The organism is Streptomyces dioscori (assembly GCF_003024195.1).
Classification (GTDB): domain Bacteria; phylum Actinomycetota; class Actinomycetes; order Streptomycetales; family Streptomycetaceae; genus Streptomyces; species Streptomyces dioscori.
This window is the reverse complement of record NZ_KZ679038.1, coordinates 36797-60824: the sequence shown is the minus strand read 5'-3', so window position 1 is coordinate 60824 and position 24028 is coordinate 36797. Positions and strand designations below refer to the sequence as shown.

At 70.3% G+C, this 24028-nt stretch carries 19 protein-coding genes; 11 read left to right on the top strand and 8 right to left on the bottom strand.

Annotated features, from left to right (window positions below):
- Positions 1 to 29: 29 nt before the first annotated feature.
- Together C6Y14_RS00285 and C6Y14_RS00280 are read right to left on the bottom strand one after the other, a co-directional pair.
- Positions 30 to 1016 carry an SDR family oxidoreductase gene (locus C6Y14_RS00285; RefSeq protein WP_107014380.1) on the bottom strand — a complete coding sequence of 329 codons (987 nt, stop codon included), beginning with the start codon at positions 1014 to 1016 and terminating at the stop codon, positions 30 to 32.
- 142 nt (positions 1017 to 1158) lie between these two features.
- Positions 1159 to 2205, bottom strand: a complete 1047-nt coding sequence (locus C6Y14_RS00280; protein ID WP_225890812.1) for an SDR family NAD(P)-dependent oxidoreductase — start codon at positions 2203 to 2205, stop codon at positions 1159 to 1161.
- A gap of 84 nt (positions 2206 to 2289) precedes the next feature.
- Between C6Y14_RS00280 and C6Y14_RS00275 the strand changes: the two genes are divergently transcribed.
- Positions 2290 to 3210: an AraC family transcriptional regulator gene (locus C6Y14_RS00275; protein ID WP_107014379.1), complete on the top strand. Its 921-nt coding sequence runs from the start codon at positions 2290 to 2292 to the stop codon at positions 3208 to 3210.
- 60 nt (positions 3211 to 3270) lie between these two features.
- Here the strand turns inward: C6Y14_RS00275 and C6Y14_RS00270 are convergent, their stop codons facing one another.
- Positions 3271 to 4299 carry a LacI family DNA-binding transcriptional regulator gene (locus C6Y14_RS00270; RefSeq protein WP_107015093.1) on the bottom strand — a complete coding sequence of 343 codons (1029 nt, stop codon included), beginning with the start codon at positions 4297 to 4299 and terminating at the stop codon, positions 3271 to 3273.
- A gap of 283 nt (positions 4300 to 4582) precedes the next feature.
- Here C6Y14_RS00270 and C6Y14_RS00265 point away from each other — a divergent pair, with 283 nt between their 5' ends.
- From C6Y14_RS00265 to C6Y14_RS00250, 4 genes are all read left to right on the top strand, one after another.
- Positions 4583 to 5890, top strand: coding sequence for an extracellular solute-binding protein (locus C6Y14_RS00265; RefSeq protein WP_107015092.1), 1308 nt, complete (start codon positions 4583 to 4585; stop codon positions 5888 to 5890).
- Complete coding sequence (locus C6Y14_RS00260) at positions 5887 to 6789, top strand: carbohydrate ABC transporter permease (protein WP_107014378.1); 903 nt, start codon at positions 5887 to 5889, stop codon at positions 6787 to 6789. Before C6Y14_RS00265 ends, C6Y14_RS00260 begins: the two co-directional genes overlap by 4 nt.
- 1 nt (position 6790) lies before the next feature.
- Positions 6791 to 7687, top strand: a complete 897-nt coding sequence (locus C6Y14_RS00255) for a carbohydrate ABC transporter permease (RefSeq protein ID WP_107014377.1) — start codon at positions 6791 to 6793, stop codon at positions 7685 to 7687.
- A 151-nt stretch (positions 7688 to 7838) separates the two neighbouring features.
- Positions 7839 to 10220 carry a beta-xylosidase/alpha-l-arabinosidase gene (locus C6Y14_RS00250; RefSeq protein ID WP_107014376.1) on the top strand — a complete coding sequence of 794 codons (2382 nt, stop codon included), beginning with the start codon at positions 7839 to 7841 and terminating at the stop codon, positions 10218 to 10220.
- 39 nt (positions 10221 to 10259) lie between these two features.
- Here C6Y14_RS00250 and C6Y14_RS00245 read toward each other — a convergent pair whose 3' ends face one another.
- Complete coding sequence (locus C6Y14_RS00245; RefSeq protein WP_107014375.1) at positions 10260 to 11447, bottom strand: fumarylacetoacetate hydrolase family protein; 1188 nt, start codon at positions 11445 to 11447, stop codon at positions 10260 to 10262.
- A 156-nt stretch (positions 11448 to 11603) separates the two neighbouring features.
- Positions 11604 to 13340, bottom strand: a complete 1737-nt coding sequence (locus tag C6Y14_RS00240; RefSeq protein ID WP_107014374.1) for an IlvD/Edd family dehydratase — start codon at positions 13338 to 13340, stop codon at positions 11604 to 11606.
- Positions 13341 to 13444: 104 nt separating this feature from the next.
- Here C6Y14_RS00240 and C6Y14_RS00235 point away from each other — a divergent pair, with 104 nt between their 5' ends.
- From C6Y14_RS00235 to C6Y14_RS00225, 3 genes are all read left to right on the top strand, one after another.
- Positions 13445 to 14188, top strand: a complete 744-nt coding sequence (locus C6Y14_RS00235) for a FadR/GntR family transcriptional regulator (RefSeq protein WP_107014373.1) — start codon at positions 13445 to 13447, stop codon at positions 14186 to 14188.
- A gap of 91 nt (positions 14189 to 14279) precedes the next feature.
- Positions 14280 to 14813 carry an HIT family protein gene (locus C6Y14_RS00230; RefSeq protein WP_225890811.1) on the top strand — a complete coding sequence of 178 codons (534 nt, stop codon included), beginning with the start codon at positions 14280 to 14282 and terminating at the stop codon, positions 14811 to 14813.
- A gap of 199 nt (positions 14814 to 15012) precedes the next feature.
- A complete protein-coding gene (locus C6Y14_RS00225; protein ID WP_107014371.1) occupies positions 15013 to 15516 on the top strand; it encodes an NUDIX hydrolase in 504 nt (167 codons plus the stop codon).
- 95 nt (positions 15517 to 15611) lie between these two features.
- Here the strand turns inward: C6Y14_RS00225 and C6Y14_RS00220 are convergent, their stop codons facing one another.
- Complete coding sequence (locus C6Y14_RS00220) at positions 15612 to 16508, bottom strand: type II toxin-antitoxin system PemK/MazF family toxin (RefSeq protein ID WP_107014370.1); 897 nt, start codon at positions 16506 to 16508, stop codon at positions 15612 to 15614.
- Positions 16509 to 17077: 569 nt separating this feature from the next.
- Between C6Y14_RS00220 and C6Y14_RS00215 the strand changes: the two genes are divergently transcribed.
- The 3 genes from C6Y14_RS00215 (at position 17078) to C6Y14_RS00205 (ending at position 20657) form a co-directional block, all read left to right on the top strand.
- Entirely contained in the window at positions 17078 to 18409 is a 1332-nt protein-coding gene (locus C6Y14_RS00215) for a cytochrome P450 (RefSeq protein WP_107014369.1), read from the top strand.
- A 292-nt stretch (positions 18410 to 18701) separates the two neighbouring features.
- Positions 18702 to 19643, top strand: a complete 942-nt coding sequence (locus C6Y14_RS00210; protein ID WP_159074128.1) for a hypothetical protein — start codon at positions 18702 to 18704, stop codon at positions 19641 to 19643.
- A gap of 324 nt (positions 19644 to 19967) precedes the next feature.
- Positions 19968 to 20657, top strand: a complete 690-nt coding sequence (locus C6Y14_RS00205) for a siderophore-interacting protein (protein WP_107014367.1) — start codon at positions 19968 to 19970, stop codon at positions 20655 to 20657.
- 141 nt (positions 20658 to 20798) lie between these two features.
- On the opposite strand, the gene C6Y14_RS00200 is transcribed toward C6Y14_RS00205, so the two are convergent.
- Positions 20799 to 22985: a bifunctional serine/threonine-protein kinase/ABC transporter substrate-binding protein gene (locus C6Y14_RS00200; RefSeq protein ID WP_107014366.1), complete on the bottom strand. Its 2187-nt coding sequence runs from the start codon at positions 22983 to 22985 to the stop codon at positions 20799 to 20801.
- Between the two features lie 114 nt (positions 22986 to 23099).
- Complete coding sequence (locus C6Y14_RS00195; RefSeq protein WP_404828697.1) at positions 23100 to 23978, bottom strand: hypothetical protein; 879 nt, start codon at positions 23976 to 23978, stop codon at positions 23100 to 23102.
- Positions 23979 to 24028 lie beyond the last annotated feature (50 nt).

The window sequence follows — 24028 nt, the reverse complement described above, 5'->3', positions numbered from 1 at the left end:
CCGCCTGTCCTCTTCGTCCTGGATCGCCGTCAGGGCCGCACGTCTCGGAGGTCCGCGGTGAACTCGCTTCCCGTGAGGTGTTCCGTGACCTGCCAGAGCCGCGCCGCTGTCTCCTCGTCGCGGGCGGACCTGTAGAGCGCCAGCTCGGTGGGTCCGCCGGTGAACTGACCCCGGCCGTCGGGACCGTACAGGCGCCCGCCGCGGGCCTCGGGGCTGGTCGCCGCGTACAGGATCGGCTGCAGCCCGGCATCGACGGAGTGTACGAGAACGCCCCACCCCGCGAGCCGCCGCATGATCCTCTCGTGGGGTGCGGGCCTGGCCCGGCCGAGGTTGGGGCCGGACGCGTACAGGTTGGTGAGTGTGGTGCCGGGATGCGCGGCGTTGCTGACGATGCCCCAGCCACCGGCTGTGCTGCGGCGGTTCAGCTCCGTCGCGAACAGCAGGTTCGCCAGCTTGGACCGGTTGTAGGCACGCACCGGCGCGTACCGTGCCTCGCTCTGCAGGTCGTCCCAGTCGAATGTGCCGCTGCGCGCGGCACTGCTGGTGACGGTGGTCACCCGGGCCCGGCCGGCCACGAGCAGCGGCAGCAGCCGGCCGGTGAGTGCCGCGTGCCCGAGGTGGTTGGTGCCGAACTGCAGCTCGAACCCGTCCGCTGTCGTGTGCCGGGTGGCCGGCGCCATCACCCCCGCGTTGTTGATCAGGAGGTGGATGGGCCTGCCCTCCGCCCTCAGCGACTCGGCGAGGCTCTCGACGGACGCCAGCGAGGCGAGGTCCAGGTCACGGGCGGAGACCCGCGCCTCTGGCTCGCTCGCGCGGATGCGGTCGAGGGCGGCGGCGCCCTTGACCGCGTTGCGCACCGGCAGGACCAGCTCGGCGCCGGCCCGCGCGAGCCTCATGGCCAGCCCCAGACCCACTCCGTCGCTCGCCCCGGTCACCACGGCGAGTGTGCCCCGCAGGTCGGGTACGGACTGGTGCTCGGGTACGGGCTCAAGCTCGGGTACGGACTCGTGCTTCATCGCTGGCTCCCTGTCGTGCGGACGCTTGCCTGTCCGCCAGGCTGCCTTCGTACGACAGCCGTATCCATGCGACGTCACACCATGGATCCGGCAGGCTGTCCGCGCAGGGGCTCACCAGCACGTCGTGGTGCCCGTACGACGGTCATGCGGTGTGGAGGGCGTCGGTGCTGTACTCCCAGAGCCGGTCCGCTGCCTCCGGGTCGAGTGCGTGGGCGGCCACGCCACCGGGCTGGTCCTCCCTGTCCCGGACGGTCCTGGCCTCCTGGTTGTCCTCGAAGTAGCGGCCGGTGACTCCTTCCAGGAGCGGAGAGGCAGCCAGCAGGACGGAGGTGGCGGCCCCCTGTTCGGGGGTCTTGTAGTACGGCAGCGGCTTCACGTTGCCCTGGTCGTCCATCACACCGAATGCGCGCATGGTGTCGTCGTCGACGTGCCGCTGCAGACGGGTGAGGATGTAGCCGGGGTTGAGTGCGTTCGCCGTGATGCGGTCGGCCGCCCAGCGGCGGGCACCCACGGTGAACAGGATGTCGGCGGACTTGGACTGCCCGTAGGCCGCCCAGGGGTCGTACGGCCGCCGCGCGAAGTGAGGATCCTCGAAGTCGAAGGGCGCTCCCAGATGGGCGCCGGAGCTGACGACCACGATGCGGGCGGAGCCGGCGTCCCGCAGAGCCGTGTGCAGGCCCGTGGCCAGAGCGAAGTGACCGAGGTGGTTGGTGGCGAGTTGCATCTCCCAGCCGCCCGGCGTGAGGGTGCGCGTGGGGAGGGCCATGATTCCGGCGTTCGCGACGAGGATGTCGAGCGGCCCGGACCATGTTCGGGTGAAGGCGTCGACCGAGGCCGTATCGGACAGATCGAGAGCCTCCGCGTGGACCCGGCCCGCTCCTGCGACGGCGGCCAGCTCCTGGACGAGCGGCTCGGCGGACTGCGGGCGGCGCGTGGCGATGGTGACCTCGGCGCCGGCGGTGGCCAGGGCCCGGACGGTCTCGGCACCGAGCCCCGATGCGCCGCCGGTGACCACGGCACGCCGGCCGGTGAGATCGACGCTGTCGATCACCTCCTGCGCGCGGGCGTGAGAGCCGAAGGGAGTGGTCAGGAGGGCCGAGCCGTGTTGCACGTGCCCGTCGGTGCCGTTCTGCGCGTGCCTGTCGGTGCCGTTTCGGGTGGACCTGTGGGTGCGGGGGTTCGTTGTCATGCGTCCACGCTACGATCAGCATGCTGGATGCTCCATCACTCAGCGTCTGCCATTCTTTAGCGATCGTCCAGAGAGGAGGTGGGGATGGATCCACTTGAGGATGTGCTGACCCTGCTGCAGACCCGGAGTCACCTCTCGGCGAGCCTGGCCGCGGGAGGGCGCTGGGCCGTGCGCTTCGACGCGCCCCGGGTGGTGAAGTTCAACGCGGTCCGGCGCGGCTCGTGCCAGTTGGAGGTCGATGGGATCGACGAGCCGGTCGACCTGGCCGAGGGCGACTGCTACCTCCTGACACGTCCACGCTCCTTCACGCTCCGCAGCGATCCGGAAGCCGCTCCTGTCGACGGCGGCGCCGTGTTCACACAGGCCCGGGGTGGCGTCGCCAGAGCGGGCCGGGGCGACGACGTGTTCCTCATCGGCGGCGGCTTCTCCTTCGGTACCCGTGCCCAGGAGCTGCTGCTCGACAGGCTGCCCCCGCTCGTCCATGTGCCGGCCGGCACGCCGCACGCGGAGGCGGTGCAGTGGGCGCTGACCGCCATCGAGCAGGAGCTGACGCATCGGCCGATGGCCTCCACGCTCATGGCGGAGCACCTGGCCGTCGTCATGTTCGTCCATGTGCTGCGTCTGCACCTCGAACGCGCTCCACACGCGGCGTCGGGATGGTTGGCAGGCCTCGCGGATCCCGTGGTCGCCACGGCGTTGGCCTGTCTGCACCGCGAGCCGGCGCGTTCGTGGACCGTGGCCGAACTGGCCGCCGCCGCCGCGGTGTCCCGCTCCACCCTGGCCGCCCGCTTCAAATCCACGGTGGGCCAGGGGCCGCTGGAATACCTCACGCGATGGCGGATCGAACTCGCGGCCCGGCAGCTACGGGAAGGCGGCGCCACACTCGCCTCCATCGCCCACTCCGTGGGATACGGATCCGAGAGCGCCTTCAGCGTCGCCTTCAAGAGGGTCCTGGGAACGCCGCCCGGCGACTACCGCAAGCATCCGTCGATGCCTGATGCCTGATGTCTGATGTTCGATGCGTGATGCCTGACGCCAACCGCACCGAGGGGCTTCCGGCTGCGACTACCCGTGCGCCGAAGCTGCTTCGCCGGGCGGTGCCGTCGAGGTGCGCACCACGAGTTCGGTGGCGAGTTCGATGTGGTGGGACTCGACCTTCTCACCGCCCGCCAGCCGCAGGGCGGTGCGCAGGGCGGCACCGCCCATCTCCCGTAGAGGCTGGCGGACGGTGGTCAGGGGTGGTGAGGCGATCTGAGCGAGGCTCGTGTCGTCGAAGCCGACCACGCTCAGATCCTCGGGGATGCGCAGGCCGCGGGTGCGGGCGGTCTCGATGACGCCGACGGCGATCTCGTCGTTGCCCGCGAAGATCGCCGTCGGCGGTTCGGGCAGGCCCAGCAACGCCGTGGCGCCGAGCAGCCCGGCCTCGTACGTGAATTCTCCGGGCAGGACGTAGGCAGCGGGTACCCGCGCTCCTGCCGCCTCCATGGCGGCGCGATAGCCGTGCATGCGTGCCTGGTTGCACACGGCCATGGCCGGTCCGCCGAGATAGGCGACGCGACGGTGCCCCAGGGACAGCAGGTGCCGAGTCGCGGCCAGACCGCCCGCGAAGTTGGTGGCCCCGACGCTGTTGACGCGGCTGTCGGGCAGGTGCAGCGGGTCCAGCACGACCAACGGCAGGCCGGAGCGGGCCAGTTCGTTCAGGTGCGCCGTGGTGTACACGCTGGTGACCGCGATGACGGCGCGGCGCCCGGCCGAGACCAGGTCCCGTGCCCAGTGGGGCGCATGGGAGGCCTTGCTGATCACCACCGACGCCCCCTGTTCGGCGGCGGCGTCGACGATGCCTTCCAGGGTCTCGGCCACATATGACTTGAGGCCGCCCTGGAACTGCACCTCGATGGTGGGGCTCTGGACGGCCCCTGTGTGGCGGAAGACGGGCGCGAGGTAGTGGTGTTGATGCAGCAGTTGCTGCACCCGGGTGCGGGTCTGCGGTGCCACGTCACCGCGACCGTTGACCACTTTGGAGACGGTGGCGATGGAGACCCCGGCCGCCTGGGCGACGTCCGCCAAGGTGGTGCGTCTGGACTTCGGCCGCATCGGTTCCTCCCAGCTGTCCACAGTCGACGTTTCCTCACCCTCACGCTCGATCACTCTATTTCGAAAACTTTTCGGAATCGGTCGACTTCCTTGAGGAATGCTCGTACCGGATAGTACGCAGTGCATTACTCCCTCGCAACGGAGCTGCACGCATCTTGACACCGCGTCAGGCCGAAATCTAATTTGCACGAACAGAGCACGAAGAAGGCGATTTCGAAAACTTTTCGGTATGGCTCACGAGAAGCCGACAGCTCTCGATTCGAGGCGGAGAAAAGACATGGAGATCCACCTTTCTCGGCGTACCCTCCTCGGCCTGGCCGCCGGCGTCCCGGTCTCCGCGGCGTTGGCGGCCTGCGGCTCCTCCGGCCCCGGCACGGGCGGGGGAGCCACCTACTGGTATCTGAACGGCCAGCCCCAGGAAGGTGTCAGAGCCGGCGCGGTGGACGCCTTCAACAAGGCCCACCCCGAGGAGCAGATCAAGGACACCACCTTCCAGAACGACGCGTACAAGACGAAGATCAAGACCGCCATCGGTGCCGGGCGCGCGCCCACCGTCATCTGGGGCTGGGGCGGCGGGACGCTGCGCTCCTATGTGAAAGCCGGCCAGGTCGAGGACCTCACCCCGTTCTTCGACGAGCACCCCGAGGCCAAGAAGCGGCTGCTGCCGTCCTCGTTCGACGCGGCGACCGTCGACGGCAAGATCTACGCGATGCCGGGCGAGACCGTGCAGCCGATCATCCTCTACTACAACCGGAAGGTCTTCGACCGGGTCGGGGTGGAACCGCCGAAGTCCTGGGACGACATCATGGCGCTGGTGCCCAGGTTCAACGCGAAGGGCATAGCGCCGTTCGCCCTCGGCGGCCAGTCCCGGTGGACGAACATGATGTGGCTGGAATTCCTGTTCGACCGCATCGGCGGTCCGGAGGTCTTCCAGGCCGTCATCGACGGCGAGAAGAACGCCTGGTCGAACCCGCGCGCCATCACCGCGCTGACCAAGGTGCAGGAACTGGTCGAGGCCGACGGATTCATCAAGGGTTTCTCCTCCATCACCGCGGACTCCAACGCCGACCAGGCGCTGCTGTACACCGGCAGGGCCGCGATGATGCTGCACGGCGCCTGGTCGTACGGCATCCAGCAGGCCCGGGGCGGTGATTTCGTCCCCGGCGGCGGACTGGGCTATATGAACTTCCCGCCCGTCGAGGGCGGCAAGGGCGATCCGGGCAACACCGTCGGCAATCCCGCCCAGTACCTCTCCCTCTCCTCGAAAGCCGGCTCGGAGCAGAAGAAGACGGCCAGGGAATTCTTCGCCAAGGGCGTCCTCCAGGACGCCGAGGTGAAGAAGTGGATCGACAACGGATCGGTCCCGATCCGGCTGGGCACCGAGAAGCTGCTGGCCGCCGCAAAGAACGCCGAGTTCCTGCAGTTCACCTACGACATCGCCACCAAGGCCGAGGTGTTCGTCCAGTCCTGGGACCAGGCACTCAGTCCGACGGCCGCCGAGACCCTGCTGGACAACATCGTCAAACTGTTCCAGCTGTCCGTCTCGCCCAAGCAGTTCGCCGACAACCTCAACGCGGTCACCGGCACATGAGCGTACTCATCAGCCATCAGCCGCGCCGCGGACCGCGCAGCATCCTGCCGTGGCTCGCGGCGCCGGCGCTGGTGGTCTTCGTGGGTTTCGCCGTGATTCCGCTCGTCGGCGTCTTCGCGCTGAGTTTCACCACGTGGGACGGCATAGGCGGCATCCACCCCTCGGGACTGACCAGTTGGCGTGCGGTACTCACCGATCCCGGGCTGCCGCACGCCCTGGGGGTGACGTTCCTGGTGATGGCCGTCTCCTGGGCCGTCCAGACGCCGCTGAGCATTCTGCTCGGCACGTTCATGGCGGGCCGCCAGCGCTACCGTGCCGTACTGGGCGTGGTGTACTTCGTCCCGCTGATGCTCAGCTCCGCGGCGATCGCGCTCGCGTACAAGGCCCTCCTCGACCCCAACTTCGGGCTCGGCGCCGGGCTGAAGATCCAGGTGCTCAGCCAGGACTGGCTGGGGCGCCCCGGGCTCGCGTTCGCAGTCGTCGTCTTCGTCGTCTCCTGGCAGTTCATCCCGTTCCACTCCCTGATCTACCAGGGCGGCGTCCAGCAGATCCCCAAGTCCCTTTACGAGGCCGCGCAGTTGGACGGCGCCGGGCGGATCCGGCAGTTCTTCAGCATCACGCTGCCCCAGCTGAAATACACCATCATCACCTCGTCCACGCTGATGGTGGTCGGGTCGCTGACCTTCTTCGACCTCATCTTCATCCTGACCGAGGGCGGACCGGGCGACGCCACCCGGGTCCTCGCACTGGACATGTACAAGCGGGGATTCCAGGCCAGCCTGATGGGACCGGCCAGCGCCATCGCGGTCATCCTCGTCCTGGTGGGACTGGCCCTGGCCCTGCTGCTGCGCCGGCTCGGGGGCCGCGACGCCGGCGCGAGCCAACTTGAGGGGGCCTGACATGACGGACACGCTGACCGAATCGCGGCGACCGCGGCAGGCCGGCCGCCGCGAGCGGCAGGAACCGTCGCGTCCGGCGGCCCGCAGACGCAACTGGGCCGGCGGCCTGGCCGGGTGGCTCTGGCTCGCCGTCGTCGCCGTACCGCTGTACTGGACCCTCATCACCAGCTTCAAGGCCCAGAACCGCTACTACGCCGGCAACCCCCTGGTGCCTACGGCCGACCCGACCCTCGACAACTACCGCCTGGTCATCGAGTCGGACTTCCTGCGCTACTTCGTGAACAGCGTCGTGGTCACCGCCGGGGCCGTGGTGCCGGCGGTCCTGTTCTCCTTCATGGCCGCGTACGCCATCGTTCGCGGCTGGCGCATGCGGACCCTGCGGGCCATGAACGGGCTGTTCCTCATGGGCCTGGCCATCCCGCTGCAGGCAACGGTGATCCCGGTCTACCTGATCATCATCAAACTGCAGCTGTACGACAGCCTGCCCGCGCTGATCCTCCCGTCGATCGCCTTCGCCATCCCGCTGTCCGTGCTGGTGCTGTCCAACTTCATCCGTGACGTGCCCAAAGAGCTGTTTGACTCGATGCGGGTCGACGGCGCCACCGAATGGACGACGCTGTGGCGGCTGGCGGCGCCGCTCACCCGCCCGGCGATCCTGACGGTGAGTATCTTCAACGCCCTGACCATCTGGAACGGTTTCCTGCTGCCGCTCATCCTGACGCAGAGCCCTGACCGCCGGACCCTGCCGCTCGCCCTGTGGACCTTCCAGGGCCAGTACGGGGTCAACGTCCCCGCCGTCGTCGCCGCTGTCGTCCTGACCACCCTGCCCGTCCTGGTGCTGTACGCGTTCGGCCGGCGCCAGTTGCTGAGCGGTCTGACCGCCGGATTCAGCCGTTGACCCAGCGGCGGCCTCGTCCCGAGAGGGGCGGGCGAAGCCGACCGGGGAGCCACGCAGGAGCCCCGACGCGATCAGCCCCGTACCGAGTCCTGCTCGTCTACCTGTTGATCCGTCGCGCCCTGGTCGAGGGGCCGGCGGGCCTGGGAGGGAAATGAACGCCGCCGTGGCCGCAGAGGACACCCCCGGAGTCTTCCTCTGGAACGACCCCACCGTTTCCGTCACCGAGAGAGTCGACGCCCTGATCGACGCGATGACCCTGCGGGAGAAGACCGCCCAGCTGTACGGAGTGTGGGTGGGTGCCTCCGACGAGGGCGAGGAAGTGGCTCCCCATCAGCACGACATGGAGGAGGCCGTCGATCTCGGCACACTCCTGCCCGTCGGGCTGGGCCAGCTGACCCGGCCCTTCGGCACGGTCCCGGTCGATCCCGCCCTGGGCGCGCTGTCCCTGGCCCGTACCCAGGCCCGTATCGCCGCCACGAACCGGTTCGGCATCCCCGCACTCGCGCATGACGAGTGTCTGGCCGGCTTCGCAGCCTGGGGGGCGACGGCCTACCCCGTTCCGCTGTCCTGGGGTGCCACCTTCGACCCGGACCTGGTGCGGCGCATGGCCGCCGCCATCGGCCGCGACATGCGTGCCGTCGGCGTCCACCAAGGCCTCGCGCCCGTCCTGGACGTGGTGCGCGACGCCCGCTGGGGCCGGGTCGAGGAGACCATCGGCGAGGACCCGTACCTCGTCGGCAGCATCGGAACGGCCTACGTGCAGGGCCTTGAGTCCGCCGGGATCGTCGCGACGCTCAAGCATTTCGCCGGCTACTCGGCCTCGCGCGCCGGCCGCAACCTCGCTCCTTCCTCCATGGGCCCGCGTGAGCGCGCCGACGTGCTGCTGCCTCCCTTCGAGATGGCCCTCCGCGAAGGCCGCCCCCGGTCGGTGATGACCGCCTACACCGACACCGACGGCATGCCCTCCGCGGCCGACGAGGATCTCCTCACCGGACTGCTGCGCGACACATGGGGTTTCGACGGGACCGTCGTCGCCGACTACTTCGCCATCGCCTTCCTGAAGACCCTGCACGGTGTCGCGGCCGACTGGGCAGGCGCCGCGGGCACGGCGCTGAACGCGGGCGTCGACATCGAACTGCCCAGCGTCAAGACGTACGGCGAGCCTCTGGCCGAGGCGGTGGCCGACGGCCGCGTACCGGAGGCGTCGGTCGACCGCGCCCTGCGCCGGGTACTCACCCAGAAGGCGATGCTCGGCCTGCTCGACCCGGACTGGAACCCCGTGCCGGCCGCGCTCGACGGAGTGGACCTGGACGATCCGGCCGCCCTGCGCGGCCGGATCGACCTGGACGGTCCGCACAACCGTGCGCTGGCCCGCACGGTCGCCGAGGAGGCGGTCGTGCTCCTGAGCAACGACGGCACCCTGCCGCTCGGCCGGCCGCGCCGCATCGCCCTGCTCGGTCCCAACGCCGACGAACCCGCCGCCGTACTGGGCTGCTACTCCTTCCCCCAGCACATCGGCGTCCGCCACCCCGGCACCCCGCTCGGCATCGAGCTGCCCACCCTGCGGGACACGCTCGCCGCTGAGTTCCCCGACGCCGAGATCACCGTCGCCCGCGGCACCGGAATCGACGACGGAGATCTCGCAGGTCTCCCCGAGGCCGCCCGGGCGGCACGCGAGGCCGACATCGCCCTGGTCGTGCTCGGGGACCGCGCCGGACTCTTCGGGCGGGGCACCAGCGGAGAGGGGTGCGACGTCGGGACACTGGCGCTGCCCGGCGCGCAGCAGCACCTGCTCGACACCCTGCTGGATCTGGAGACACCTCTGGTCACCGTGCTGCTCGCGGGGCGACCGTACGCCCTCGGCCGCGCCGCGCAGGAGTCCGCCGCGATCGTGCAGTCCTTCTTCCCGGGGGAGGAGGGCACCCATGCCATCGCCGGGGTCCTCAGCGGCCGCACCAACCCCTCCGGACGGCTGCCGGTCAGCGTGCCGCGCGGGCCGGGATCCCAGCCGGCCACCTACCTGGGGGCGCGGCTCGCGCATGCCGGCGAGGTGTCGAGCATCGACCCGACCCCCGCGTTCGCCTTCGGCCACGGCCTGTCCTACACGCGGTTCGACTGGACGGATCTGACCGTGGACGTACAGGAGGCCCCGACGGACGGCGAGTTCACCCTCGCCTTCACCGTCCGCAACGCGGGCGGACGGTCCGGAACCGAGGTCGTCCAGGTGTATCTGCACGACCAGGTCGCCTCCGTCGTCCAGCCGGTGCAGCGCCTCGTCGGCTACGCCCGGGTCGAACTGGCGCCGGGCGAGGCGCGGCACTTGCGGGTCACCGTCCCGGCCGACCTCGCCTCCTTCACCGGACGCGACGGCCGCCGAGTCGTCGAACCCGGCGCGCTGGAGGTGCGGCTGGCCGCCTCCAGCGCGGATCCGCGTCTGACGGCCAGGGTCGTGCTGACGGGAGCGGAGCGCCACGTGGACCACACGCGGGACCTGCACGCCACGGTCACGCAGGAGCCGGTCACCCCGGTGTGAACAGGGTCCGCGCAGCGCACGCCCCAGTCACGCCACGGCTCACAGCACGCCGCGCCGGGCGAGGCTGCGCAGCAGGGCTCGTACGCCGAACGTCCACGGCGCGGCCTGCTCGCTGGGGACGACGGTGTTGACCAGGGCGCCCAGCTGCGGGCTGGAGATCCGCACGACGTCGCCGTACTCGTGGGTGAAGCCCGCGCCGGGAGCCTGCCGGTCCTCGGTGGGGGCGAAGAGCGTTCCGGTGAACAGGACGAAGCCGTCCGGGTACTGATGGTGCGGGCCGTACGTGGCAGTCACCAGGTCCAGTACGTCGCGGCTGATCTCGCGCATGGAACTGCTGCCGTGCAGTACGTAACCGTCCGTGCCGTCGATCCGCAGGTCGATGTCGAGTCCGCGTACGGTGTCGAGACCGAAGTCCTCGTCGAAGAGGCGGATGAACGGGCCGATCGCGCAGGAGGCGTTGTTGTCCTTCGCTTGGGACAGCAGCAGGGCGCTGCGTCCCTCGATGTCGCGGAGGTTGACGTCGTTGCCGAGCGTCGCGCCGCGTATCCGGCCGCGTGAGTCCACGACGAGGACGGCCTCCGGTTCGGGGTTGTTCCACACGGAGGCGCCGAGCACTCCGATGTCGGCGCCGGTGCCGACCGCGGACAGTACCGGGGCCTTGGTGAACACTTCCGGGTCCGGGCCGATCCCGACCTCCAGGTACTGCGACCACAGTCCCTCGGCGACGAGCAGTTCCTTGGCCTTGCCCGCTTCCGGCGATCCGGGACGGATGCCGTCGAGCGTGCCGCCCACCAGCTGTCCGACGCGGGCCCGCACCCGCGCGGCCTGCGCCGGATCGCCGCCCGTACGCTCCTCGATGACGCGTTCCAGCAGGCTCCGGGCGAAGGTGACGCCCGCGGCCTTGATCACGTGCAGGTCGACGGGGGCGAGCAGATGTGCCACGTCGCTTCGGCCGGCCGGTGCCGCGAGCAGGTCGTCCAGCCGCCAGACGTGTCCGCCGTCGGCCTCGCGGACGATGTCCGCCGCGTCGTCGCGTTCCATGAGGTCGCAGACGGTCGGCGCGACGGCCGTCAGGTCGACGACGTGCTCGCCGCGGACCGCGGCCACACATGGTCCGTCCCATTCCGGACTGTGGACGCGCGCGACGAGGACGGCCCGGGACGCGTCCTGCGGCAGGACGGACCCGGCGGTGAGGAGCGGACGAGGGCGCGCTGCTGCCGGTTCCACGATCGATGCTCTCCTGGGTGCGGGGGTGCGGGGGTGCGGGGGTGCGGGGGTGCGGGGGTGCGGGGGTGCGGGGGTGCGGGGGTGCGGGGGCGCGGAGGCGCGGGGTACGGGCTTCCAGGCTTCCGGGTGTCCGGGTGTCCGGGTGTCCGGGTGGGGTCAGTGGGAGTCGCGGGGCACCTCGTGTCCGCGGCTGCCGCGCAGGAAGCCGAAGTCGGCGCCGCGGTCGGCCTGTTCGACGTTCTGCGTGTAGAGCCAGGCGTAGCCGCTGGTGTGCCGCTCGGCGGGTGCCGTCCAGGCCTGCCGGCGTCGCGTCAGCTCGGCGTCGTCCACGTCCAGGCGCAGGACGCGGTTCGGGACGTCGAGGACGACCAGGTCCCCGTCGCGCACCAGGGCGAGAGGTCCGCCGACCGCGGCCTCGGGCGCCACGTGCAGGACCACCGTCCCGTACCCGGTGCCGCTCATCCGACCGTCGCAGACGCGCACCATGTCCTTGACGCCGGCCTTCAGCAGCTTGGTGGGCAGCGGGACGTTGGAGACCTCGGGCATACCGGGATACCCCTTGGGACCGGCGTTGCGGATGACGATGACGGTGTTCTTGTCGACGTCGAGGTCCGGATCGTCGGCCACCTCGTGATAGGCCTCGGGGGAGTCGAAGACGCGTGCGGGGCCGCGGTGGGTGAGCAGGTGGGGTGACGCGGCGGACTGCTTGATCACGGCGCCGTCGGGGCACAGGTTGCCGTGGAGGACGGCGATACCGGTGCCGGCGGGCTGGAAGGGGGCGTCGAGGCGGGTGATGACATCGGGGCCGAAGCGTTCGGCGCTCTCGGTGTTCTCCGCGATGGTGCGCCCGTTGACCGTGATCTGCTCGCCGTGCAGCAGCTTGCCGCCGAGCAGCTCGGCCATGACGGCGGGCAGGCCGCCCGCGTAGCAGAAGTCCTCCATGAGGTACTTGCCGCTGGGCATCAGGTCGACCAGGGTCGGTACCGCGCGGACCAGGTCGTCGAAGTCCCGCAGACCCAGTTCGACGCCGACGCGGCCGGCGAGCGCGATGAGATGGATGACGGCGTTCGTGGAGCCACCGATGGCGGCGTTGACCCGGATGGCGTTCTCGAACGCCTCCCGGGTCAGGATCCACGAGGGGCGCAGCTCCTCTTCCACCATCGTCACGATGCGCTGTCCCGCCGCCTGCGCGGTCTCCATGCGCCGGGAGTCGACCGCGGGCCAGGCGGCCGAGCCCGGGAGCTGCATGCCGAGCGCCTCGGCCATGCAGGCCATCGTCGAGGCGGTGCCCATCGTCATGCAGTGCCCGTGGGAACGGGCCATGCACCCTTCCGCGAAGAAGCACTCCTCCTCGGTCATCCGGCCGGTCTTGAGGTCCTCCTCGAACTTCCACACATGGGTGCCGGAACCCACGTCCTGGCCCCGGTACTTGCCGTTGAGCATGGGTCCGCCGGTGACCATGACAGCGGGCAGGTCGACGCTCGCGGCGCCCATGAGCATGGCGGGGGTCGTCTTGTCGCAGCCGGACAGCAGCACCACCCCGTCGAGGGGATTGGCCCGGATCAGTTCCTCGACCTCCATGGCCATGAGGTTGCGGTACAGCATCGCGGTGGGGCGCATCAGGGTCTCGCCGGTGGCCATGGTGGGGAACTGGAGCGGCAGTCCGCCCGCCTGCCACACCCCGCGCTTGACGGCTTCGGCGACCTGGGTCAGATGGGCGTTGCAGGGGGCGAGTTCGGAAGCACTGGTCGCGACGCCGATGACGGGGCGCCCGTCGAACACCTCGTGGCCGAGTCCCTGGTTGCGCATCCAGGAGCGGTACACCATCCCGCTGCGGCCCTGTGCGCCGAACCATGCCTGGCTGCGGCGGCTCGTCCTTCGTCCGTCGGTCATGTGGGCGCTCCCGTGGCTGTCGTGGCGTCCGTGCGCGATGGGGCGTTGCCGGGTGCTGACCCGCAGGCCGTACCCTGCACCACAATCATTGAATGATTCGATGAATGGCGTCCAGGGGGCGGGCAGAGATCGTGGTGCACTTTCTGACCCTGTATCAGCGCGTGACCGACGAGCTCGGGCGGCGCATCGTGGGCGGCGCGTGGGAGCCGGGGGAGGCGCTGCCGGTCGAGGAGGTGCTCGCGGCCGAGATCGGCGTCAGCCGGGGGGTGCTGCGGGAAGCGGTCAAGGCGCTGGTGGCAAAGGGAATGCTGCGCGTACGCCCGCGCACCGGTACGCGCGTGCTGCCCCCGGAGCAGTGGAACCACCTGGACCGTGACGTGCTGCGCTGGAAACAGGCAGGGGACGCCACGGCGCTGTTGCGCGACACGGGTGAACTGCGCCGCATCGTCGAGCCCGAGGCGGCCCGGCTCGCCGCCGAGCGGGCGGGCCCTGCCGAGGTGCGAGCGCTGTACGACTCCCTGGCGGCCATGGAGGCCGCGGCGGCGGAACCGGGCCGCAGCGGCTACGTCGAGGCCGACATCGCCTTCCACCGCGCCCTGCTCGACGCCGGCGGCAACCATCTGCTCGCCTCTCTGGGACGCGCCGTCGAGATCGCGCTGGAGCACAGCTTCGTCGTCAGCACCCAGACCGCCGGCGCGGTGGAAGCCTCGCTGCCACGTCACCGCGCCGTCGTACGAGCCGTGGAGGCCCGCGATCCCGCGGCTGCGGCGGCCGCCGCACTGGCCGTCATCGAAGCCGCCGAACAAGAAATAGCCCGGTCACCGGGAAGGCCGGGCGGGGCCGTATGACCTGCCGAACGAAGCCGTCAACAGCTTTGGCACCGGTGCCGTCGGCTTCGCGGCCGTAGCGGACTGGGTCACCCCGATGAAGGGAACGCAGGTGTCCACTGACCGGCAGCCCACCTGCCTTGAGGCATACATGGCCCGCGCACGAAGCGGGCCGTGCTTCGTCTGTGCGTTCCTGGCCGGTCATCCGGGCTACCGGCACGAGACGGTCTTCGAGGACCGCGACCATGTGGCCTTCCTCGACAAGTGGCCGACCGTGCCCGGGAAGGTGCTCGTTGCCCCCAAGGCGCACGTCGAACACGTGGTCCGCGATCTGGACGAAGCGGCCTACCTCCGGCTCATGCAGGTCGTCCGCGAGGTAGCGCTGGCTGTCGAGAGCGTCTGCGGATCCGAGCGAACGTACCTGTACTCCCTCGGCAGCCAGCAGGGCAACGCGCACCTCCACTGGCACATCGCCGCCTTGCCGGCCGGAGTTCCCTACGAACGCCAGCAGTTCCACGCCCTGATGGCCGAGAACGGGGTGCTGCCCCTGTCAACGGAGGAGGCGGCAGACATGGCTGCACGCCTCCGCGCGGCCGGTGCCGCCCTGGGCGTACTTCAGATGCCGGACGATCCCGGCAACGTGTGACCACGCTGATCGTCCATGCGGCCAATGCAGCTGGTGGTGACCTGAATCGGTAAGGAGCCTGACGCCGCTGTTCGGTTCGAGGCAGTGGGGGAAGCAGTGGGGGAAGGTGACGCCACTGCGTTTGCGACATGGCACGGCGGGCATCTCTCGATGGCCCTGCGCACGCAGTCTGATCTGAGTACGGTCGAAGGGACGACGGATGAAGGACTACGTGGCCCAACTGCGTGCCCTGCTGGGCCATCGTCCCCTCATCCTCCCGGGCTCGTCGGTGGTGGTCAGCGACGAACAGGGCAAAGTGCTGCTGCTGGCCCGCGCGGACACCGGTGGGTGGGGGCTGCCCGGCGGCCTGATGGATCCCGGCGAGTCCTTCGAGGACACCGCCCGCAGAGAGGTGCTGGAGGAGACAGGGCTGGTCGTAGGCGCACTGACGCTGCTGGGCCTGTTCTCCGGAGGGCCCACGTACTTCTACCGCTACCCCAACGGCGACCAGGTCCACAACGCCACCGCCGCCTACGTCACCGCCCTGCCGGCCGGCGCCGTCGTGGTCCCCGACCAGGTCGAGAACACCGCCGCCGCGTTCTTCGACATCGACCGCCTGCCGGCCGACGTCATCCCGCCGGAACGCCCGATCCTCGACGCCTACCGCGACACCTACCGGCACCGGCAGGACGGAAGCACGGCACAGGCGGCGGGCCAGCGGTGACCGGCTAACTGCCCTGTCTCGACACGGTCTTAAATGCCTCCAGCACGCATTCATGGCCGCTGCGACAGGTCCAGGGCGGCACGGGCCCATCCACCTCAAGGCGTCGAGTTGGAGCGCACGTGCCGGGTCAGCCTTCTCCGTCGTGTCGACGGGGTCCGCACCGCGGCCGGTTCCGGCTGAAACGGCCGTTCCGGCTGGCCCGCGGGCTCCGTCGGGTGCGCTGCTTGGATCTGCTGCCATGTCGTCGTGGGGCATCGACCCTGAGGGCTGACGGTCAGGAACTTCTCGTACGGAACCTCTCGGAGGGGGACGCCGAGCTCCATCCAGTGGTCCTTGCCGGAGACCTCGTCCCACCCGTCATTGGGTATCCGGATGTGGTCGCGTCGCGCGTCCTTGTTCTGGCTGGTGATCTGCAGAACGCCGACGTGGCGTTCGTGGCGGCTCACCACGACGCAGTAGTGCTGGGACTCCTCCCCGGTGCCTTCGCGGTAGGGGACCATGGCGAGCCAGATCTCGCCCGGCTCCGGCATGGTCGGCCGGTTCGGCCTGCCGGGCCTGTCTGCGGACTGCCGGCCCCGGGGCGACAGCACCGAATACCTCCGGCCCCACCACCGCACGACAAGGAAGAACACCATGGCCGTGAGCCCCGCCGCCGGGATCTCCAGCATCGAGGTGACCATCCACTTCGCATACGGGTCCGCCGGCTCCTCCATCGTCGCGCGCAGCGCCCCCGGTTCCGCCTGGGACCGGGTCACCGCCACCGCAGCCGCGCAGAGACCGAGGAGCACGGCTGTACGGGCAAGCAGCAGCCACCATCGGAAGAATTGGTCCCGGCCGGCCACCCAGGACACAACGACCGCGGTCAGCAGGGAGATCCCCGCCAGAATCGGGACCGCGGCCCCGCCGACGTGCTGCGGAGGCGACTGCGCGGCCATGAAACCGGGAACGACGACCGGAACCAGGAGGAGGTATCCGACCACGTACCACTTCAACAGGAGCGCAACTGTCAGAAGGCATGACTGCTCACGACGACGCCGCACAGATCCCCCACATCACACATGGTCTTCGAAAGTGAACAGTTCCTGCTACCGGGGCGCCTCCGGCACGCGTTTCGGCCGTACGGAGGCTGAGGCAGAGCCCGGGGCCTGAGGCAGAGCCCGGGGAGTGATGGCGGGCTGCAACTGGGCGTCGCTCAGGGCCTTGACCGATGTCTGGAGCTCAGCCGACGCCTGGGGCTTCTCGCTCGGTGCCGATGCGGAAGCCGACGCCGCCGCGCCGGAGGTGACTTCCCTCGTCGGGCCGCCGGGGCTCTCGGTCCCACTGCCGCAAGCGCTCAGCACCGTCATCGAAAGCACCCACACAGCCGCCGCGACGCAGCGTACTCACATCGTTCACCCGCGTTCTCTCCACTCGGTCACCTCGGAGGCATCCATGGCCCGGTGGCAACGCTGCCGCACGCTGGATCCGAGGGCTTCGGTGAAAGTACGCAATCGCCTACTAACTCGTGAGCTGGGGACTTCTCGGCCCCGGCCCGGATACGCGGACCGTCTAGCCTGAGCCGATGAGCACCCCCACCTCGTTGTTGCGTGCCTTTCGGCCCCAAGTCCAAGAGCGTTTCTACGACTTCTACGAAGAGCTGCGGAGCAACGACGACCTGTTCTGGGACCGCACCCTGCGCGCGTGGGTCGCCACCGGGCACGCAGTGGTCAGCAAAGCGGCCGGTGACCCGGGGCTGTCCTCGGTGCGCTACCCCGACATCGAGGACGTCCCCGAGGAACTGCGGCCGCTGGCCCGGGTGCTGAGCAGGCAGATGCTCTACAACGACGCCCCCGACCACCCCCGGCTACGGGCTCTGATCAGCAAGGCCTTCGCCCCTCGGGCAGTGCAGACACTGCGCGGCCGGATCGTCGAAGCCGTCGACCGGATCATCACCGGGGCGGTGCCGGCCGGGCGGATGGACATCGTCGCGGACCTCGCCCGCCCCCTGCCTCTCACGATCATCTGCGACCTCCTCGACGTACCGGAGGAGGACCGCCCCGCCCTGGCCTCCTGGTCCGAGCCGATCGCCGAGGCCATAGGCAATTCCCGGCTGGACGCCGACCGCAACCGCGAGGCCTCGCAGAGCATGACCGACATGCTCGCCTACTTCCGGGAGCTCCTCAGCCGCCGCGACATCCCGCCGTCCCCCTACACACTGCGTGCCCTGGTGGGCGCACAGGCCGAGAACACCGACCAGGACCTCGACGAACTCCTTGCCAACTGCGCCCTCCTCCTGATCGCCGGCCACGAGACCACCACGCACTTCATCGGCAACGCCACCCTCGCCCTGCTCCGCCACCCGCACGCGGCCGACCAACTGCGCAGCCGACCGGATCTGATGCCCGCAGCGGTCGAGGAACTCCTGCGCTACGACGCCCCGGTACAGCTGATGCTGCGCCGGGCGCGCCGAGACCTGGACCTGGCGGGCCGCACCATTACCGAAGGCCAGACAGTGCTTCTGGTGGGCGGCGCCGCGAACCGGGACCCGGCCGTGTTTCCCGATCCCCATGTGCTGGACTTCGAACGGCCCGGCGCACGGCATATGTCATTCGGGCACGGTCCGCACTTCTGCCTGGGCGCGGCCCTGGCCCGCCTGGAAGGCGCGATCGTTCTGGAGACACTCCTGACCCGGCTTCCCGGCCTGCGGCTCGACGGCGCGGCCCCGCAGTGGCAGCGCAGCCTCAACTTCCGCGGGCTCACCCGCCTCGACGTCGCCTTCACCCCGCCGTCGGACGAACACCACAGGGGCACTCCGACCGTGCTGAGCGCCGGTTCACCGTACGGCGTCGGTTCCGCGCCCCATGCCGGCTCGTGCCCCGTCCGTCCCGGGCCCGGCCAGGTCGCGGACGCCTGACCACCGCCCGGCGCTGGTCGTCACCGATGGCATGGTGCCGACCTCGCGTCCGACTGTTCAGACGCCCCGACTTGAACCGGCCGGGGACACCCGGTCGCAGCAGGATGGACGCCAGGCCCGCAGGCTGTGCCACACAACGCACTGCCGTCGTCGAGGAGTTGGCCGTGTCTCACGTGGGGAATGACCGGCAGGCGCACCGGCCCAACGGCCGGTCGGACGCCCTCCGAGGAGGCCGTCGTGCGAGTCGAGCGGAACCGCCGGAGGTCACCGGGCGGGGAACGGGGTCACTGATATGAGCGAGGGGATGGCGTGGATCGCCGCCGGCTGGCTGCTGGCGTACACCGGATTCAACGGGGCGCTGTTCCTGTCCTTCCGGCAGCGGACACGATCCGAGCGACGGTTCCTCAAGGAGAGCGACGGCGTGGAGGTGGACCCGATCCAGGCGGCCTGGTGGCTCGGCAGCTCCCGTGAGAACGCGCCGGCACAACAGGAGTGGTACGCCGCCGAAGTGGCCGTACGCCTGCTGATCACGGCCGGGGACGCCGAGGTCGACAAGGACGGCCGGGTCACCCTGATGCCCGGGCGGCCCCGGTCACTCGCGGACCCGGTTCTCGCCGCACTCGTGGCCGGTTTGCGCCGACGCGGGAGCGCCACGGTCCTCGAACTCCGCACCGACCCGCGCTTCGAGAGGTTCCGGACGGTCCTGGAGTCGCGTCGCGCCCCCCTGCGCGAACGATTCGGCAGATACCGCGTGCCTGCTGCGACCGCCGCCGTCACGGTGGCGTTCGGCATGTCCATGCACGCCATGATCGCGCGCCACGGTGTGCCGGGGCTGCCCGACCAGGACCCAGGGTGGTGGACGACCGTGTGGATGGCGGTGTGGGCCGCCCTGGCGCCTCTGGCGGGACTGTGGCCGCCGGAGATGTCGCGCCCCTGGCCCAGATTCACCCGCCGTTGTCGCGTCGCCGTCGCGCAGGCGCTGGCCGACGAGTCTGCGGAGACCGGCTTCAGGGTCTCGCGATCCGTGTTCTTCGCCCCTGATCGGAGCGAGGGGAGGTCCGGTGCGGGCCACCGCGGTTCCGCCCGGTCGCCCCGCTCCCGCAAGGGATGGAAAGACGTCGACGACGACATCGACGGTTTGGCGGACACGGACACGGACACGGACACGGACACGGGCACGGACGCGGACACGCACGGCGCAGGTGGCAGCGGTGACCTCGGGGGCGGCGACTGACGCAGCGCGCATCCCCAGGCACCCGGGCAGGTTGCCGCCCTGCAGGTGACCGCACCATCCGCTGCTTTCCTGGGCGGCCTGCTGGCCTGCTGGCCTGCTGGCCCGCTGGCCCGCTGGCCCATAGCCGGTGTGGATGCGATCCCGCTGCTGTTCACGGTCGGTCCAGTGATCGCGGCCTCGGAGGAGCTCGGCGTAGTCGGTCGCGGCCAATCACCTAAACGAGCACTATCGCGTGTGCGGAGAAACGCGATAGTGTCGCGTTCGGTTCGAAGTCCGAAGTTGGCCTTCAGCGCCCACCGCATCGACGAGTTTCCGAGGAGCCCCATGGCTGCCCTGCTCTCCCCCCTCCTGGACCTGCTGACGCTTCAGGGCACGGTCACCGAGACCGAACCTGTCGCCGCCCGGCTCCGCCGCATACGCGTCGAGGGCGAGGGCCTGTCCGGGCTGAGTGTCCGCCCCGGACAGCAGGTGAGGGTCATGGTCGGCGACGGCCTGACGCTGCGCACGTACTCGATCCGGCACTACGACCCGGAGGGCGCCGTCGAACTGTGCGTACTGGGTCACCCCGGGGGTGGCCCCGGAGCACGGTGGGGGAGCAGCGCCACCGTCGGCGACCGGGTCCGAATGCGCAAGCCCGAAGGGACGTTCACGCTGCGGCCCGACGCCGCGCACCATGTCTTCGTCGGCGAGGAAACGGCTTCGGTGGCCTTCGGTGCGATGCTGGGCGCACTGCCTGACGGGGCGCGAATCTCCGGCTGCATCGAAACGGAGACGGCAGCCGACCGGCTCCCCCTGCCGTACGCGGACCGCCTCGACTGGATCATCAGGAATGGCACTTCGCTCCCGGAGGCGGTGCGACGCCTCGCCCCCGAGCCGGGCGGGATCGCGTACGTCGCCGGGGAGGCACGGACCGTGCAGCACGTGCGGCAGGTGCTCGTGCGAGAGGCCGGCTGGGACCGACGGGCGGTACTCACCAAGCCGTTCTGGACACCGGGCAAGCGCGGGCTGGAGTAGGACAGAATCACGCCCGCGCTTCCAGGGATGTCGCCGCCGCAGCCTTCGGCACCGCCGGCGCTGGACGCGTAACTCCCGTCAGTGCCAACGAGCCATCCTGGGATGGCGAACGACGCGACCCATCCCTCCCCGGAAGCCTGCTCAGGCTTTCGCGGGGTCTGTGCCCAGGAAGCGGAACTGGCCGTTCTCCACCCGGTAGAGGAAGACGCCCTGGTCGCCCGTGTACCAGCCGTTCTCCTTGTTGAAGGCGTACGGCTTGGACACCCCTGTGAACGTGGTTGTCCGCAGCACCGGCACCAGGTCCTGGCGGGACACGCTCTTCCTGTCCAGGCCCTCCACGCAGGCGATGATCAGCCGGACCGCGTCGTACGCCTCGGCGGCGAACAGCGGCGGCGCCGTGTCGAAGCGGGCGCGGAACGCCTTCCCGAAGGCGCCCGCCGAGCGCACGGCCGACGGGTCGACCGCCGTGGACACGATCAGCCAGTCGTCGCCCGCGGCGCCCGCCTCGCGCAGGAACCGCGGGTCGTGGGCGGCCTGGGTGGCGAACTTCGGGCCCCGGTAGCCGGTCTTCGCGAGGGCGCGGGCGAAGCGGGCGGCATCCTGCCAGTCCCCGCCGTGGACCACGGCCCCGGGCCGCTTCGCCACCATCTGCCGGGCGCGGGCCTCGTGGTCGTCGCTGTCCAGCGGCAAGGTTTCGGCGAGGACGGTCCGGTCGCCGCCGGTGCGCAGGCCCTCGCTGAGGAAGCGGGTGACTTGGCGGCTGTACTCCGTCTCGTTGTCGACGAGGGCGATGTCGTCCAGATCGTGGATCCCGAGGTAGCTGGAGACGGCGACCATCTGCATGGCGTCGTTCGGCCGGGCACACTGGAACACCCGGTTGATGTGCCGGGTGTCCCCGTCCGTCACGCTGATCACCGACAGGGCGGCCTCGTCGTACGCGCTCAGCACCGCGCCCGCCGTCTGTGTGCTCGTCGCACCCAGGACGGCGACCACCGAGGTGTCGTCCGTGAACCGGCGGGCGGCGGTCAGCGCCCGCGCTTCGTCACCTCGGTCGTCGACCATGGTCAGCTTCAGGCTGAAGGGGGCGTCCGAGCGCGCGTTGTGCGCCTCGACCGCCAACTGAGCTCCCTGCTGTTGTGCCTTGCCCCGGGCGCTCTGCGCGCCGCTCAGATCCGCTTGCAACCCGATGCCCAGCACCGGGCGGGTTTTCGCCCGGTCGCCGTTGCCGTCCGAACCAGTGCTTCGGTCACCGTCCGAACCGGTCTGGCCGTCGTCACCCACTCCGGTGAGCCACGCTGCAGTCGCCCCGCCTGCTGCGACGACCGCGCCGCCCGCAGCCAGGTAGGTCAGGAAGCGGCGCCGGCCGGGCGCGGGGGCTCCGGGCTGTACGGGACGGGTGTCCGCGTCGTCCCGGGGCGCCGCGAACTGAGTCGACTCGATGTCCGGGAGGCTCAGCATCTGCGTGGAACGTGCCGCGATCAGATGGGTCACCGGGGCGGGCAGCCAGCCCCGCCCGGCCGTGTCCTGTGTCCACCGCGTCCACTGCGTCCGGATCTGCGCGGCCGTCGGCCGGGACTCCGCGTCCTTGGACACACATGCCTGGACGACGGGCAGCAGAGCCTGGGGTATGCCGTCGAGGTCCGGCGGGTCGTAGACCGTACGGAACAGCATCGCGTCGACCGGGCCGCTGCCGAACGGACGGCGGCCGGTCGCCGCGTATGCCAGGACACAGCCCAGCGAGAAGATGTCGCTGGGCGGTCCGATCCGGCGGCCCTGGGCCTGCTCGGGGGAGAGGAAGCCGGGGGAACCGACGACGGTGCCCGTCGCGGTGAGAACGGTGTCGTCCAAGGCGCGGGCGATACCGAAGTCGATCAGCCGAGGCCCGTCCAGAGCGAGCAGGACGTTGCCCGGCTTGACGTCCCGGTGCACCATCCCCGCCGCGTGTACCGCCTCCAGTGCCTCGGCGAGCAACGCGCCGAGGGCCCGCACGCTGTGCTCCGGGAACGGCGTCCCGGCTCCGACCGCGTCGCTCAGCGCCGGGCCGGGCACGAACTCGGTCGCCAGCCAGGGCGCCGCCGCCTCCGTGTCCGCATCCACCACCGGCACCGCCCAGCGGTTGCGGACCTGCCGGGCGATGGACACCTCACGGCGGAAGCGGGCACGGAAGGCGGCGTCGTCGGCGTACTCGGCCCGGATCAGCTTGATCGCGACGAGCGCGCCGCCCTGGGAGCGGCCCAGCAGGACCACGCCCATTCCGCCGGCGCCGAGCCGGCCGAGGATGCGGTAGCCGGCTATGTGGGCCGGATCGGAGGAGTGGAGTGGTTCCATCAGCGGTGACGTCCCGGAGATCTGAGCGTGGTCATCTGGCGGCGGTCGGCCCGTGGGGGATCGGTTCATGGCGGTGGCCGGCCCCGTCAGGCGCCGGGTGCCTGCCGGGCACGGTCACTTCAGCTCCGTCTCGACCCGGTAGAGGAGCTTGGCGCCCGCCTCGGCCGCCAGCCGGATGAGGTCCGTGGTCTCGTACCCCCGGGCCCCCTTGACCGAGACGGCCGTCGTCACCGGGCCGATACGGGACTTCGTCCACACGTACTCCTGTGTCCCGCCCGAACCGCCTCCGGTGTACTTGCCCGCCTCGAACAGTGTGGCGTCCGCGTTCTTGATGTCCTTCTGGTCCAGGTGCATCGACATCAGGCCGTCCAGCCGCTGTCCGCCGCCCAGGTCCTGCCCCGGGCAGCGGAAACTCTCCTGGACCGTGTCCTTCATCTCCCGGTCGGCGTCCTCGGCCGTCCGGTGGATCGTCACCGTCACCGAACCCCGCACACGGCCCTTGCCGTCCTTCGCCGGTACGTCGATCCGGCGGATGTAGCTGTCCAGGACGTGCTGCGGCAGGCCGGCGCGCGACCAGACGCAGGAATCGGCGAGAACCGGCCAGGTACCCGCCGTCTCGTACGGGTCGTGCTTCACCATGCCGGGCGTCCAGTCAGCCGGGGCCAGTGAAGCGTTCCGGGTCAGCTTGCGTGCTTGCGCAGCGTTCTCGGGGACCTTCTCGGGGTCGGGTGTGAAGTCGTAGGCGTCAGCACTCTGTTGCGGGTCCGTCGTGGATCCGGTGGGCTCGCCGCTCGCTTTCCCGTCCGGGCTCGGGCCCCCGGACGGGCTGCTCTTGACCGGCCCCCCGGCGTCGGTACTCGCCGATCCCTTACCGCCCCTGTCCGTCTTCTCCGAAGCGGTACCGTCCCCGCCACAGGCGGCAAGGACGGCGACAGCCAACGCAACGGCCGTCCCCATCGCGGCAGTTCGGCGTGCTTCATGAATGTTTGCCATGGTTTACCCCCGGTCGTCTTTCGCCTCGGGGCTCGTGCAAACCACGCCCG

Bases quoted from the DNA above. Each gene is read 5' to 3' on its own strand.
- C6Y14_RS00285 (WP_107014380.1), bottom strand. From the start codon at position 1,016: ATGAAGCACGAGTCCGTACCCGAGCTTGAGCCCGTACCCGAGCACCAG.
- C6Y14_RS00280 (WP_225890812.1), bottom strand. From the start codon at position 2,205: ATGACAACGAACCCCCGCACCCACAGGTCCACCCGAAACGGCACCGAC.
- C6Y14_RS00275 (WP_107014379.1), top strand. From the start codon at position 2,290: ATGGATCCACTTGAGGATGTGCTGACCCTGCTGCAGACCCGGAGTCAC.
- C6Y14_RS00270 (WP_107015093.1), bottom strand. From the start codon at position 4,299: ATGCGGCCGAAGTCCAGACGCACCACCTTGGCGGACGTCGCCCAGGCG.
- C6Y14_RS00260 (WP_107014378.1), top strand. From the start codon at position 5,887: ATGAGCGTACTCATCAGCCATCAGCCGCGCCGCGGACCGCGCAGCATC.
- C6Y14_RS00255 (WP_107014377.1), top strand. From the start codon at position 6,791: ATGACGGACACGCTGACCGAATCGCGGCGACCGCGGCAGGCCGGCCGC.
- C6Y14_RS00250 (WP_107014376.1), top strand. From the start codon at position 7,839: ATGAACGCCGCCGTGGCCGCAGAGGACACCCCCGGAGTCTTCCTCTGG.
- C6Y14_RS00240 (WP_107014374.1), bottom strand. From the start codon at position 13,340: ATGACCGACGGACGAAGGACGAGCCGCCGCAGCCAGGCATGGTTCGGC.
- C6Y14_RS00235 (WP_107014373.1), top strand. From the start codon at position 13,445: ATGGCGTCCAGGGGGCGGGCAGAGATCGTGGTGCACTTTCTGACCCTG.
- C6Y14_RS00225 (WP_107014371.1), top strand. From the start codon at position 15,013: ATGAAGGACTACGTGGCCCAACTGCGTGCCCTGCTGGGCCATCGTCCC.
- C6Y14_RS00215 (WP_107014369.1), top strand. From the start codon at position 17,078: ATGAGCACCCCCACCTCGTTGTTGCGTGCCTTTCGGCCCCAAGTCCAA.
- C6Y14_RS00210 (WP_159074128.1), top strand. From the start codon at position 18,702: ATGAGCGAGGGGATGGCGTGGATCGCCGCCGGCTGGCTGCTGGCGTAC.
- C6Y14_RS00205 (WP_107014367.1), top strand. From the start codon at position 19,968: ATGGCTGCCCTGCTCTCCCCCCTCCTGGACCTGCTGACGCTTCAGGGC.
- C6Y14_RS00200 (WP_107014366.1), bottom strand. From the start codon at position 22,985: ATGGAACCACTCCACTCCTCCGATCCGGCCCACATAGCCGGCTACCGC.
- C6Y14_RS00195 (WP_404828697.1), bottom strand. From the start codon at position 23,978: ATGGCAAACATTCATGAAGCACGCCGAACTGCCGCGATGGGGACGGCC.